The organism is Altericroceibacterium indicum (genome assembly GCF_009828105.1).
Classification (GTDB): domain Bacteria; phylum Pseudomonadota; class Alphaproteobacteria; order Sphingomonadales; family Sphingomonadaceae; genus Altericroceibacterium; species Altericroceibacterium indicum.
In genome coordinates, this window is record NZ_WTYQ01000002.1 from 564,513 (window position 1) to 577,625 (window position 13,113).

The 13,113-nt window shown below is 57.0% G+C and carries 14 protein-coding genes; 12 read left to right on the plus strand and 2 right to left on the minus strand.

Annotated elements, in window-relative coordinates; all coding sequences use genetic code 11:
• Positions 1-28 precede the first annotated feature (28 nt).
• The 8 genes from GRI39_RS07520 to GRI39_RS07555 all read left to right on the plus strand — a co-directional run bounded on the left by GRI39_RS07520 (position 29) and on the right by GRI39_RS07555 (position 5,831).
• Positions 29-769, plus strand: coding sequence for a response regulator transcription factor (locus tag GRI39_RS07520; protein WP_160739266.1), 741 nt, complete (start codon positions 29-31; stop codon positions 767-769).
• The gene (locus GRI39_RS07525; RefSeq protein WP_160739063.1) at positions 762-2,312 is read left to right on the plus strand and encodes a sensor histidine kinase; all 1,551 of its coding nucleotides are present in this window, start codon (positions 762-764) and stop codon (positions 2,310-2,312) included. The genes GRI39_RS07520 and GRI39_RS07525 overlap by 8 nt, the downstream gene beginning before the upstream one ends.
• Entirely contained in the window at positions 2,309-2,734 is a 426-nt protein-coding gene (locus GRI39_RS07530) for an HPr kinase/phosphorylase (RefSeq protein WP_246204954.1), read from the plus strand. The genes GRI39_RS07525 and GRI39_RS07530 overlap by 4 nt, the downstream gene beginning before the upstream one ends.
• Before the next feature lie 80 nt (positions 2,735-2,814).
• Positions 2,815-3,735 carry an RNase adapter RapZ gene (gene rapZ, locus GRI39_RS07535; RefSeq protein ID WP_160739064.1) on the plus strand — a complete coding sequence of 307 codons (921 nt, stop codon included), beginning with the start codon at positions 2,815-2,817 and terminating at the stop codon, positions 3,733-3,735.
• A gap of 67 nt (positions 3,736-3,802) precedes the next feature.
• Positions 3,803-4,207, plus strand: coding sequence for a PTS sugar transporter subunit IIA (locus GRI39_RS07540; RefSeq protein ID WP_160739065.1), 405 nt, complete (start codon positions 3,803-3,805; stop codon positions 4,205-4,207).
• 34 nt (positions 4,208-4,241) lie between these two features.
• Complete coding sequence (locus GRI39_RS07545; RefSeq protein WP_246204955.1) at positions 4,242-4,517, plus strand: HPr family phosphocarrier protein; 276 nt, start codon at positions 4,242-4,244, stop codon at positions 4,515-4,517.
• A gap of 8 nt (positions 4,518-4,525) precedes the next feature.
• Entirely contained in the window at positions 4,526-5,329 is an 804-nt protein-coding gene (locus GRI39_RS07550) for a TrmH family RNA methyltransferase (RefSeq protein ID WP_160739067.1), read from the plus strand.
• 94 nt (positions 5,330-5,423) lie between these two features.
• The gene (locus GRI39_RS07555; protein WP_160739068.1) at positions 5,424-5,831 is read left to right on the plus strand and encodes an META domain-containing protein; all 408 of its coding nucleotides are present in this window, start codon (positions 5,424-5,426) and stop codon (positions 5,829-5,831) included.
• On the opposite strand, the gene GRI39_RS07560 is transcribed toward GRI39_RS07555, so the two are convergent.
• The gene (locus GRI39_RS07560; protein WP_160739069.1) at positions 5,815-6,525 is read right to left on the minus strand and encodes a hypothetical protein; all 711 of its coding nucleotides are present in this window, start codon (positions 6,523-6,525) and stop codon (positions 5,815-5,817) included. The two genes, GRI39_RS07555 and GRI39_RS07560, sit on opposite strands and share 17 nt — an antisense overlap.
• Positions 6,526-6,535: 10 nt before the next feature.
• A complete protein-coding gene (locus tag GRI39_RS07565; protein WP_160739070.1) occupies positions 6,536-7,951 on the minus strand; it encodes a DNA recombination protein RmuC in 1,416 nt (471 codons plus the stop codon).
• Between the two features lie 248 nt (positions 7,952-8,199).
• On the opposite strand from GRI39_RS07565, the gene GRI39_RS07570 reads away from it, so the two are divergent.
• The 4 genes from GRI39_RS07570 to mdh all read left to right on the plus strand — a co-directional run bounded on the left by GRI39_RS07570 (position 8,200) and on the right by mdh (position 13,107).
• Positions 8,200-9,381 carry a cell wall hydrolase gene (locus GRI39_RS07570; protein WP_246204956.1) on the plus strand — a complete coding sequence of 394 codons (1,182 nt, stop codon included), beginning with the start codon at positions 8,200-8,202 and terminating at the stop codon, positions 9,379-9,381.
• 131 nt (positions 9,382-9,512) lie between these two features.
• Positions 9,513-9,836 (plus strand): hypothetical protein, encoded by a 324-nt coding sequence (locus GRI39_RS07575; protein WP_160739071.1) that lies wholly within the window; start codon positions 9,513-9,515, stop codon positions 9,834-9,836.
• A 39-nt stretch (positions 9,837-9,875) separates the two neighbouring features.
• Positions 9,876-11,861 (plus strand): putative bifunctional diguanylate cyclase/phosphodiesterase, encoded by a 1,986-nt coding sequence (locus tag GRI39_RS07580; RefSeq protein ID WP_246204957.1) that lies wholly within the window; start codon positions 9,876-9,878, stop codon positions 11,859-11,861.
• Positions 11,862-12,144: 283 nt separating this feature from the next.
• The gene (mdh, locus tag GRI39_RS07585; RefSeq protein ID WP_160739072.1) at positions 12,145-13,107 is read left to right on the plus strand and encodes a malate dehydrogenase; all 963 of its coding nucleotides are present in this window, start codon (positions 12,145-12,147) and stop codon (positions 13,105-13,107) included.
• The last annotated feature ends 6 nt before the right edge of the window (positions 13,108-13,113 follow it).

The window sequence follows — 13,113 nt, forward strand, 5'->3', positions numbered from 1 at the left end:
CAATTCCGCTCCCCCTCTCGATACAAACATGCCGATCCCGGCAGATCAGCGGGTGATTGCGCTGGTTGATGACGACAGGAATATTCTGACCACGCTTTCCATTGCGCTTCGGGCAGAAGGTTTTGCCACGCGGGTCTATTCCGATGGAGAAACCGCCTTGAAGGCGCTGCGGGACAACCCGCCGGATCTCGCCGTATTCGACATCAAGATGCCCCGGATGGATGGGATGGAGCTGCTCCGTCGCTTGCGCGAAACGCATATGCTGCCAGTCATTTTCCTCACCAGTAAGGATGATGAGCAGGACGAAGAGGCCGGGCTGATGATGGGGGCGGATGATTATATCGCCAAGCCTTTCAGCCAGCGGCTGGTCATCGCGCGTATTCATGCGATTCTGCGGCGGGCCTCCCCTGTATCCGATGCAGATGGCGGAGAGAACGCAGATACCGTTCAACCTGCCACAACATCCCGAATATTGGTGCGCGGGCGGCTACAAATGGACCCGGCCCGCCATATGGTGACATGGGATGGCGACCCAGTGGGGCTGACGGTTACTGAATTTCTCATTCTGGAAGCGCTGGCGCTCCACCCCGGCGTCATCAAAAGCCGTAACCAATTGATGGACGCCGCCTATCCGGATGACATCTTTGTGGATGACCGGACGGTGGACAGCCATATCAAGCGCCTGCGCCGCAAATTCCGCGAAGTGGATGGCCAGTTCGGCGCGATCGAAACCCTCTATGGGGCAGGCTATAGTTTCACCGATGGCTGAAACCTATTTGCGCGGGCGGCGGCTGGAAAGGCTGGCCTTTCCTTTAAGCACTTCGCTGACGGCGCGTATCTTGGCAGTCAATCTCATCGCCCTGATTCTTCTGGGCGGGAGCCTGTTATTCCTCGATTCCTATCGTCGGCAATTGCTGGATGAAAGGTTCAAACTGGCGCTGACCGAAGCGCAGATTACCGCTGAAGCACTGACCGGGGTGAGCGAGACGCGGCAGGAGGAACTGCTGGTCAAGATCGGGCGCGAACAGCAGATGCGGCTCCAGCTTTACAGCCCCACCGGGCAATTGCTGAAAGACAATTTCATCATGTCCGGGCCAACATTTCAGCTCATCGACCCCCAAACCGAACCATGGCTGCAGGATGTGGCCCGTGCATTGGACCGGGGGATCGACTGGCTGGTGCGGGCAGAAGATGTGCCTGCCTATACCCCGCCACGCGAAGGGGATTTGCCCTTCCCCGAAGTGGAAGCGGCACAAAAGAGTGGCGAGACACAGACCAGGCTGCGCTATGCCCCCGACCGCACGCCAGTGATTACGGCAGCCACACCGCTTCATTCCGGCACGACACTGCTCACCACCCGCAATGCGCTCGACATCACGCAATCGGTGCGCAATGCACGCCAGACGCTGGCGATTATTGTGGCGGTGGCGCTGTTTATTTCGATCCAGCTTTCGCTCTATCTGGCGCGTACCATTGTTGAGCCCCTGCGGATGCTTGTGCGGGCCGCTGTGCGGGTACGACGGGGCCGGGATCGCGGGGTGGAAGTGCCACGCATGGCGAAGCGGCGCGATGAGATCGGCCTCCTCGCCCGCGCTATTTCCGATATGACCACAACCCTGCGCCAGAGGATCGACGCGGTGGAAACCTTCGCGGCCGATGTCGCGCATGAGATCAAGAACCCGCTCGCTTCCTTACGCAGTGCCATCGATTCGCTGGAAAAGGTCGATGATCCTGAATTGCGCAGCCAGCTTACAGAAATTGCCGCGCATGATGTGCGCCGGATTGACCGGTTGGTAACCGAGATTGCCGAAGCCAGCCGGATCGATGCAGAACTCAGCCGGGCAACTTTCGAACCAATCGATCTGGGGGAACTCATTGGCAATGTCCTCCAGTCTCGCGAAGGGCGCGGCGAAAATCGCGATTGCGAAGTGCTGGTCGATCATGGCTACGGCACAGCACAAGTCATGGGCGTGCCATTGAGGCTGGAACGGGTGATCGGCAATCTGCTCGATAATGCCGTGTCTTTCTCCCCCCCCGGCGGGCGCATTCTCATCACTCTGCGCCACCCGGACAGAATGGTACAACTGGCGATCGCCGATGAAGGCCCCGGCATCGCGCATAATGAACGGGACAAGATCTTCGCGCGTTTCCACTCCGTGCGTCCCGACAGCGAGAATTTTGGCGACCACAGCGGGCTTGGCCTCGCCATCGCAAGGACTATTGCCGAAGCCCATGATGGCCGTCTTACGGCGTGCGACAGAATCGATGGAAAAAATGGGGCCTGCCTTGTGCTGGAGCTACCCGCCGTATGACGATGATGCTTCACCAGGCCTCCTGCGTGGCGATCAAAGGTCGGGCACTGCTCATCGAAGGGGAACCTGGCTGCGGCAAATCCAGCCTTGCTCTCGCGCTTATCGACCGTGGCGCACAGTTGATTGGTGACGACGGCGTGGCGCTGACCCGAAAAGACGACGCGCTCTGGGCAAACCCTGCCCCCAATATCGCGGGGCTGATCGAAATCCGCAATGTGGGCCTTGTCACCCTCCCCACCACCTGTGCGCGAATCGCGTTGGTCATCAGGCTTGCCCCTGATGCTCCGCGCTTTGTTGAAGAGGCTGAAAGAGTGGAGAGATTCGGAGTGCGCCTGCCGCTGATCCAGCTCTATCCCGACAGCCCCGTGCTGGCCTTGCGTGCTGAATGGGCATTGCAACTCCACGGCCTGTCCCTCGACTAATCAGACCTTTGCAAAAACAACCATGTGCAGAATATTATTGCCCCCTTCCCTTTTCCCGCTGAGGGGGGCACACAGCGGCCATGACTAGCCAGTCACCTGACAAGCGGCAACGCATTCTCCTCGTCACCGGTATGCTCGGTGCCGGAAAAACCACCGCCCTGCGCGAGCTGGAAGATCTGGGCTGGGAAGTGATCGACAATTTCCCGGTCCGCCTGCTGGATCGCCTGATCCCGCCTCCCAGCGCGAGCAGCGACCCCTCCCCGCCACTGGCCATCGGGTTTGACTGCCGCACACGCGGTTTTGTCCCCGCTGATCTGATTGAGCGGGTAAAAGACCTTGCAGGCCGCGATGATCTGCTGATTTCCACCCTGTTTCTCGATTGCGCAGCGCATGAGCTGGTCCGCCGTTTTAACGAGACCCGCCGCCGCCATCATCTGGCCAAGGATATGCCGGTAGGCGCGGGCATCACAGCAGAGCGCGAATTGCTCAGCCCCTTGCGCCGATGGGCAGATATGCTGGTGGACACCACCAATTATTCGACCAATGAGCTGAAGCAGGCTGTGCGGGAACAGTTCGCCGGCACCTCCGGTCAGGCGATGACGGTCACAATTTCCAGTTTTGCCTTCTCGCGCGGGGTTCCGCCGGTATCCGATCTCGTATTTGACATGCGTTATCTCGATAATCCCCATTGGGAACCGAAACTGCGCCCCATGACCGGGCTTGATGCACCCATCGGTGCCCATATTGAAGCGGACCCATCCTTTATCAGCACCTATCCCAAGATCCGTGATCTGGTGCTGGAATTGCTGCCCCTCTATGCCGCACAGGGCAAAAGCTACGTCAATATCGCCTTTGGTTGTACCGGAGGGAGACATCGCTCAGTCAATATTGCGGAACGTATTTCCAAGGCCTTGCGTGAGGCAGGTTTTTCGCCCACGGTATTGCATCGTAACCTGGCGTCTCGCGCTGTCGAAATTACAGAAGGGCCACAGCAGCCGTGACCATGCTTTCATTTTTCCGCGCTCATTGGCGCGTCGCTGGCTCTGACATGATAGGTTGTGCAAACGCATGATCGGCATGATTCTCGTAACGCATGGCCAGTTGGCCCAGGAATTCGTCCGCGCGATGGAACACGTCGTCGGGGAACAGGAAGCCGTCGCCACCGTCTGCATCGGCCCTAACGATGATATGGAAGCCCGGCGGCAGGAAATTGATGACGCAATCCACGCTGTCGATAATGGCGAAGGCTGCGTCATCCTCACCGATTTGTTTGGCGGCACACCGTCCAACCTGGCGATTTCCTTGATGAAAACAGGCAAGGTTGAAGTGATCGCCGGGATCAATCTGCCGATGCTGATCCGGCTGGCGGGAGCCCGCAAGACGATGGAACTGACAAAAGCCGTTGCCGCCGCGCGCGATGCAGGCCAGAACTATATCACGATCGCCTCAGAACTTCTGGGGCAAGAGGTCTGAGGCCGGCAAACGGTCCGCATGGGGGAGTAACCGCTTGAGCAAGGTCAGCGCGCAAGTATTGATCGTCAATAAAAGGGGCCTGCACGCAAGGGCCAGCGCAAAATTCGTTGGCACAGTGGCCGCCATGCAAGGCGCCAATGTGCAAGTCACGAAAGACCGCCACAGTGCTGCAGGGGGGTCGATCCTTGGATTGATGATGCTTGGTGCTGCCAAGGGCGATGAAATTACCATCAGTGTCGAAGGCAGCGATGCCGAAACCCAGCTTGCCGAACTGGTCGCCCTGATTGATACTGGTTTCGGCGAGGACTGAATTTTTCCATGCGCCGCACGATTACCGGCTATTCGAACCCCACCGTCAAATATCTTCGCTCCTTGCGGGATAAGAAGCATCGCAAACGGGAAGGCCGCTTTCTGGCCGAAGGTTTGCGCCTGCTGACCGATGCGCGTGAAAGTGGCAAACTGCCTGAAACGCTGGTGATGGCCGAAGCGCGTGAGAGCCACCCACTGCTCAGCGAATTGGAAGCCGCCGTGGAACAGGCGGGCGGTGAAATCATCGAAACATCGCCTGATATCCTCGCCAAGATCACCGGCAAGGATAATCCTCAGGCCATTGCCGGAATTTTTACCGAATTTGATACCGGGCTAGATCAGATTGATCGCAACAGCGCAAAAATCTGGCTGGTCGCACAGGCTTTGCGCGATCCAGGCAATCTGGGCACCATGCTGCGCACGGGCGATGCGGTGGGCGCCGGCGGGTTGATCCTGATCGATGATTGTGCCGACCCGTTTTCGGTCGAAGCAGTACGCGCCAGTATGGGGGCGATTTTCACCCAATGCGTTGCGCAAGCCCGGTGGGAGGAATTCGAACCGTGGCTGCGTGCAGGCGCAGGCCAATTGGTGGCTGCATCCTTGCGTGAAGCCCAGCCCTATCGCGCTGCGCCTTATCAGGCCCCCTGCTTTGTGATGGTAGGCAATGAATCGCGTGGATTACCGGAAAATTATGAAATGGCCTGTGACTTGCGCGTCACCATGCCGATGCGCGGCCGTGCAGACAGCCTTAATGCCGCAGTGGCCGGTGCCGTGTTGGCCTATGAAGTGCTGGAAACGCTTGACCCGGCCTGACCTAGCTTTCTGAGCACCATCTTTTTTCGCGCTGCACAAATATCTATCACTTCATTAAGAGTGCGCTCATTCTAGCGCGGCTAGAGTGCAGTTCATGCGTTGGTCCATCTCTTGCGTTTTGCTGCTCAGCCTGAGCGCCTGTGCCATCCGGCCAAGCGCGGATCATCAATTGGCAGACACCAGATGGCGCGTCACAGAGCTGGATGGCGAAAAGCCTGTTGGTGAAAAAAGCGCCGATCTTACCTTTTCAAGCAACAGCCTCAGCGCCAATATAGGCTGCAATCAGATCAAGGGTGAGTGGCGGGTTGAAGAGCGCAGGCTGATCGCGGGCCCTTTTGGTCAGACACGGATGGAATGCCGCGATATCGGGCTGTTTGAACAGGAACAGGCGCTGCAATCCCTATTGGTGGCCAGTCCTACTCTTACAATCGAAAATGGCCGCCTGACCTTGCAGTCAAGCGGCCATAAAGCGGTATTGCAGCAGCTCAATCGCCAGCCGTAAAGCTGGTAATGCTCCATTTGCCATTGCGGCTGGAAGCGACCAGGCGATAATCGAGCAGGCTGCGCAATCTATCAGAATCGATATAGCCTTTTTCACCATCGGACAGAGTGACAGGCTGATAGCGATCATCTGGCATCAGGTGATCGATCTTTACAATATCCCATGAGATGCGCCGCAATGTTTCGGCATCGGCATGGGGTTCTTTCATCACGCGGACATTCTCACCCGTCACGATCATGCCATTTTGCGGCAAAATCGATCCATAATTCTGAACAAAATACCATGGCAGCGTGATTCCGCCCTGATTGTTGGTGGCGCAACCCAAGCCCATCAACTCATCGAGCTCTTCCCAGAGGTTCCACTGGTCATCTTCCAATCGGCGACGCAATTCTTCAGACCCGGAGCCACCATTGAAATCAAGTTTGATATCGCTGGCTGCCAGTGCAACCATGCCATCAACATCACGATCCTTTACAACCTGAGCCAGCTTGACCCGAAAGGCATCAGCCCCCTTGACGTTGAAACAAGTATCACGCGGGGCATACGGCCCCTTGGCCAAGGGAATTTCCGGCTGCTTGGTCACAGCTTGAGCGATGTCCTCAGCGCTTGCAACGACCTTATCGACCGGCGCATCATCTTGCCGGTTACACGCCTGAAGACTTAAGGCGAGTACGATCACAACAGGCCATTTCATTTTAAGTCCTTCACTCCGGGTCTTGCTCGCCTTCGGCCTTTGGCCGGGTGGCGTCTGGGGATGGTGATGCAAGGCTGGCATGCAGCGGAACACCTTCGACAAGCGCTATATCATCAGAAATTTCACGCTTGCCAATCTCAACATGCTTTTCACGCAATTTGCGCGCTGACACCAGAACTCTTGTGTCAAAACTACGCGTAAAATCATTATAAGAACTCACAGCGCGGCCAAGATGCGTTCCCATCTTGCCAAGGTCTTCGGAAATTTTGGCCATGCGATCATAGAGTTCGCCGCCCAGCCGACCAATTTCCTTGGCCTCTTCAGCCAGCCCGACCTGGCGCCAGACCTGCGCCACCGTGCGGGCAATAGCCACAAGGTTTGTCGGCGTAGCGAGCAGCACCCGGTTCTTGAAAGCAAAGTCCCACAATTCCGGATCTTTTTCCAGTGCGGCGGCTACAAAATGCTCACCCGGTACAAACATCACGACATAATCGGGCGCATCTTCAAACTGGCTCTGATAGCTCTTGGTGCCCAGCGTCTGAACGTGGTTGCGCATCGCCTTGGCATGGGCGGCCAATGCAATATCGCGCAGCTCTTCCGTATCGGCGTCGAATGCATCCTGATAATTGTTCAGCGAAACCTTCGCATCGATCACCAGCTTCTTGTGCCCCGGCACATTGACGATCGCGTCAGGACGCAGGCGGCCTTCTTCGGTTTCAATCGACTGTTCAAGCTCGAAATCGGTATGTTCGGCAAGGCCGCATTGTTCCAGCACATTGCGCAATTGCTGTTCACCCCAGCGCCCTCTGGCCTTGGGGGCATTGCGCAGGGAATTACCAAGCCGGGCAGCTTCCTGCCGCACCTGTTCCTGCCCCACCCGCATGGATTCAATCAAACCAGCAAGCTGGCCAAAGGCATCAACCCGCTTGGCCTCAAGCTGCGTAACCTGTTCTTCATAAGAGCGCAGCTTTTCGCCTACCGGAACCAGCAGCGCCTTGATCTTCTCTTCTGAGCTTTTCTCTGCATGGCCGAACCGTTCAGCCGCACGTTTCAGAAAATCTTCCTGCGCCTGCCCCAAAACGCGCGATCCGGTATTCTGGAATTCCTTCAACATGCTTTCCCGCGCTTCGACGAGAAGCTTCTTCTGTTCTTCAAAGCCAGCAGCCTGCGCTTTCAGTGTCGTCAATTCTTCGCGAGCGTCATCGAGCTGCTGTGCCAGACGATCTGCGCGCAAGGCACGGTCGCTCATGGTGGCCAGTTCAGGCGCCATGCGCGACAGCTTCTCCCCCAGATCGCGCGCCTCCTCGTCGCGAGCTTTGAACCTCGCCTGCCACTCAGCAGCAGGCCGCGAACCTGTGAACCAACCGCCAGCAGCCCCAATCACGAGGCCAACCAACAACACGACAATAAGAATGATAGGATCCATACGTCTTCGTAACCAGAACGCATCAAGAACGCCAGTGCTGCCACGGGTGATTTCCACCGGCGACAGCTAAGCTAAACATCTTATTGAAAACTATGCACAATGCCACATCACAACGGTTCGTTTCAGACTGGCACAGCACTGCGTGAAAGCTCCCGGTAAGGATTATTATGCAATAGGAGGCACATAGATGGCTCTGCCTGAACATAATGTTGCGGGCGAGTCGCCGCTGATATTCTGGATCGTATTTTTTGAAGTTTTCCTTTCGCCCTGCCTTTGGCCCGCTTTGGGGACCAAAACGCGCACCTGCTGCGCGCCATAGCGGAACTGCGCCAAACGCCCACGCCTGGGTGGAAGCGCTGAACCAGCGTAAACAGCAGCGCAAGGCAAGGCGAATGCTCTATCTCGGTATCAGCAGTCTGGGGGCGGCGATTGCCCTACCCACCGTCGCCGCCATTGCTGCGCCAGATTCCTGGTATCCCGGCCATAGCAGCCAAACAGCCCCCCTGGCGGTTAAACCCATGGCGTTTGAGACACCGGGAGAAAGCTTCCCCGGCTCTGCCTTTTATTATCTCGATAGTGATACGACCAACCCGCTTCCGCTCTCGAAGGCGGTGCAAAACAGCGGCGATGACACAGCCGATCTGGCAGGCTCAGCCGCTCGCCCCTTCCACCTTGCCGGAACAGCATTGGACGGAGCGAGAGCCCAGCAATGCCTTGCCATGGCAATCTATTATGAAGCGGCCAGCGAATCGGATGCCGGCCAGCGTGCTGTGGCCCAGGTTGTGCTCAATCGTGTGGCCCATCCGGCCTATCCAAATTCTGTTTGCGGGGTCGTGTTTCAAGGGTCGGAACGGGAAACAGGATGCCAGTTCTCCTTCACCTGTGATGGTTCCATGGCGCGCAAACCCGCTCGCCTATGGTGGGACCGGGCGGAAAAGATCGCGGCACAGGCACTGGCAGGGTCAGTCTACCGCCCGATTGGCTTGGCGACTCATTATCATACTTTACAAGTTCATCCCTATTGGGCTGCATCGCTCGATCCAGCCGCTGCCATCGGGATGCACCAATTCTATCGCTGGCGCGGTGTTGCCGGGATGAAGGCCAGCTTCACGCAGGTCTATCACGGGCATGAACCCCTGCCCGGCGTCAGGGCTGCGGCATCAAGCGCTCCCGCCCCCGATCCGGTGGAACTGGCACGCGAATTTAACGCCGGTATCATGGCCGCAACGGGCAATCAGGCACCGCCTTCTGCCAGTAGACCCTCTGCCAGTGGCCAGACCGCACCTGCACCGCAACGTGTAGCAGCGCCGGTCTATTCAGACGCCATCCGCCAGCGCGGGGGTGACGCTCTATTTGTCGGTAATCTGCCACCCAAATCGCAGATTAATCCGCAATATGCCAATTCCGGCCAATGGATTGCGAAACCCTGAGCGCGCTAGCGGCCAGCCGTACGTGTTTTTAACCCCGTACTTACCATAAGCGAAAAGCTAAAGTTCAACCTCCTGCTCTAGAACCCTGCTCGCGGCTGACGTTTTGGCCGCCTGGTTGGAGGCAAACTGACATGGCCATACGATTTTCTGCATCGGGACATGCAGTGATCTATAGCCCGCATCGCATGATAATGCGGTCGGTCAAGAACCCTGCCTGCAACGATAACGACTCGACAGGCAACATCGATGCCATTCTGCAAGCAGCCTTGCGACTGTTCAGTGAGCAGGGAATATCCGCAGCATCTCATGCCCGCCATCATTTGGAAGACGCATTTTTTGCAGGCGATGAAGAGGGTTTCCGTTGGTGGTCAGCGGTTTGCAGAACTCTTGACCGACAAATTAATACGCTTTGCAGCAGTGAATCGAAAAAAGTTCCCAAACCCGCTGAAATCTAGGAACACCAATGTTAACGAGTCAGTGACCAATTCTGTTCTATGCCTCCTCATCAGAGGAGCGAAGCAATTAATCGACTGACCTATATTCTGGATAATATGCTGGGCGGGATGTTCAGTGCCGATGAACGCGATGAGCGCGTCCGTCACAAGCTGGTCGAATCCCTTTACACCCAGCCTATGAGCCTTGCACTTGGTGCATTTTGCGGTGTCTGCGCGAGCCTGACAGCGGTTTACGTGACCCGTAGTGTGCCATTGGCTGCAGTATCCGCAATGCTGGCCCTGATCGGCATCGTCCGCGTTTTGATGGCCTCCCATGTCGCCCGCTTCAATCTGAATCGCGACGCCAAAACGCTCGAATTGCTTTACGAAGTGGGCGCTTTCAGCTTCGCCTTTGCCTCTGGTCTGGTGGGGGCCTTTACCCTGCTGGAACGGACCAACAGCCATGTTGAAGTGCTGGTGGTGGTTTACACGGTGGCATATGGCGTGGCCATCGCATCGCGTAACGCTGGCCGGCCACTGATCGCCATTGGCCAATTGTTGCTCGCCCTGCTCCCTGTCATTGCAGTGAGTTTCTATATCGGCACAATCGGCCTGATCGCGCTGGGTTCGCTCTTGATCTTCATGACTTTGGCGATGTCTTCGATCACAATGAACATTTTCAACGTGCTCAAAGAACAGATCATGGCCGCCGAAGCGAGTGCCGAAATGGCAGACAAGATGCGCGATCTGGCGCGCACCGATATCGTCACCGGCCTCACCAACCGCGCTGGCTTGAATCATGAGCTGGTCGAAAAGCTGATGTCCCTGCCCGATGGCGAACAGATGGCGCTGCTGTGGCTTGATCTCGACAAGTTCAAGGAAGTGAATGACACGCTGGGCCACCCTGTGGGTGACCGTGTGTTGGCAGAAGTGGCAAGTCGCCTGCGCGCCCGCGCACCTGCAGACGCCACTATCTCACGCTTTGGTGGCGATGAATTCATCGTAGTCTGCAAGGTGGAAGATCGCTGCGTTTGCGAAAATCTTGCCATGGCCATTCTGGAAGATATTCGCCGTCCACTGCGGCTTGACGGGGAACGGATCGAAACGGCCACATCCATGGGTGTGGCGCTACTGCCCGATGATGGCGCGGATATCGATACGCTCATGCAAAGCGCTGACCTTGCACTCTATCATGCCAAGATCAGCGGCCGGAATCAGGTGTGCTTCTTCGACGCTTCGATGACACGCAATCTGGTACGCAAGAAGGAAATCGAAGCAGAATTGCGCGCAGCTCTGCAGCGTGATGAACTCTCCATTTTCTTTCAGCCTATTGTTGATCTGGAAACAGGTCGCATCCGGGCATTTGAGGCATTGGTGCGCTGGTTCCACCCAGAAAAGGGCGAATTGCGCCCCGATGAGTTCATTCCTGTGGCGGAAGAAACCGGCGTCATCATTACCTTGGGCAACTGGATCACCGCACAGGCAGCACGGGCCTGCGCTCAATGGCCCGAAGGGGTGAGCGTTGCCGTAAACCTCTCCCCGGTCCAAATCCGGGCACCGGGTGCAGCGCTGGGAATCCTCACCGCCCTGCGCGATGCCGGCCTTGATCCGTCGCGCCTTGAGTTGGAAGTGACGGAAAGCCTGTTCCTCGACGATAATCAGCACACCGCGCGCTTTATCGATGAACTGGCTGCCAAGGGCGTGCGCTTTGCGCTCGATGATTTCGGCACGGGCTATTCCTCACTCGGCTATATCAACAAATTTCCCTTCAAAAAGATCAAGGTTGATCGCAGCTTCGTCTCCGGCCCGAATGTCGGGATCAAGAGCGACGCCATCATCCGCGCCGTTGCCGAAATGGGCGCAACACTGGAAATGGACATCGTTGCAGAAGGCCTCGAAACGATCGAACAGGTTCACACTGTTCGCAATGCCGGCTGCACGCTTGGACAAGGCTATTATTTCAGCCGAGCCGTGCCAGACTATCTCGCCGCCATGCTTTTGGCGCAGGAGCTGGAAAGCCCACCTTCAAAAAGGTTGGTCGGCTGAGGCGGTGCCTGACCACGCTCAATGCCGCTTTACAAAATAGCTGTTCAGCTTGGCGAAATAGTCACGCCCTGGGCCACCCTCTGCGTGAGCAACGGCACTATTGCTATTAGTTCGCATTATATTTAATAACCAGAGACTTCGCACTTTTAACGGTTGCAATGGGGGTCATGCAGTCCTACGGACCGAAATGTTAAGGCCTGCCCACCCCTTTTGCGGGAAGCAGGGGCGCAGGCCATGTATGACGGCAACCAGCTCCCGCCTCGCGGAAGGATACTGAAGACTCATGGCCCGCAAGAAAATTGCTCTTATCGGTGCTGGCAACATTGGCGGCACGCTGGCTCATCTCGCTGCTCAGAAAGAACTGGGCGATGTCGTATTGTTCGACATTGCTGAAGGCATTCCTCAGGGTAAGGCCCTCGATCTTAGCCAGTGCGGCCCTGTTCAGGGTTTCGACGCCAAGGTCACCGGCACCAATGATTACGCAGATATCGCCGGCGCCGATGTCATCATCGTGACCGCAGGCGTGCCTCGTAAACCCGGCATGAGCCGCGACGACCTGCTCGGCATCAACCTCAAGGTTATGAAGTCCGTCGGCGAAGGCATCAAGGCCCACGCACCTGACGCATTCGTGATCTGCATCACCAACCCGCTCGACGCGATGGTTTGGGCGCTGCGTGAATTTTCCGGCCTGCCACATAATAAGGTCGTCGGCATGGCTGGCGTGCTTGATTCGGCTCGCTTCGCAACATTCCTTGCCTGGGAATTTGACGTATCGATTCGCGACGTGAACGCATTCGTTCTGGGCGGCCATGGCGATACGATGGTTCCTGTGGTTGAATATTCGACCGTTTCGGGCATTCCCATTCCTGACCTCATCAAGATGGGTAAATCGTCCAAGGAAAACATTGACGCGATCGTTCAGCGCACCCGTTCGGGCGGCGGTGAAATCGTTGGCCTGCTGAAGACCGGCTCTGCATTCTATGCCCCTGCTGCTTCTGCCATTTCGATGGCTGAAGCCTATCTGGGCGACCAGAAGCGCATCCTGCCTTGCGCAGCACATCTCACCGGCCAGTATGGCGTGGATGGCCTTTATGTTGGCGTGCCAGCGATGATCGGTGCCGATGGCATTGAAGAAGTCGTGGAAATCGCGCTTGATGATGAAGCCAAGTCCAACCTTCAGGTTTCCATCGATGCGGTCAAGGAACTGCTCGAAGCCTGCAAGGCAATTGACAGCTCGCTGGCGTAAGGCAGC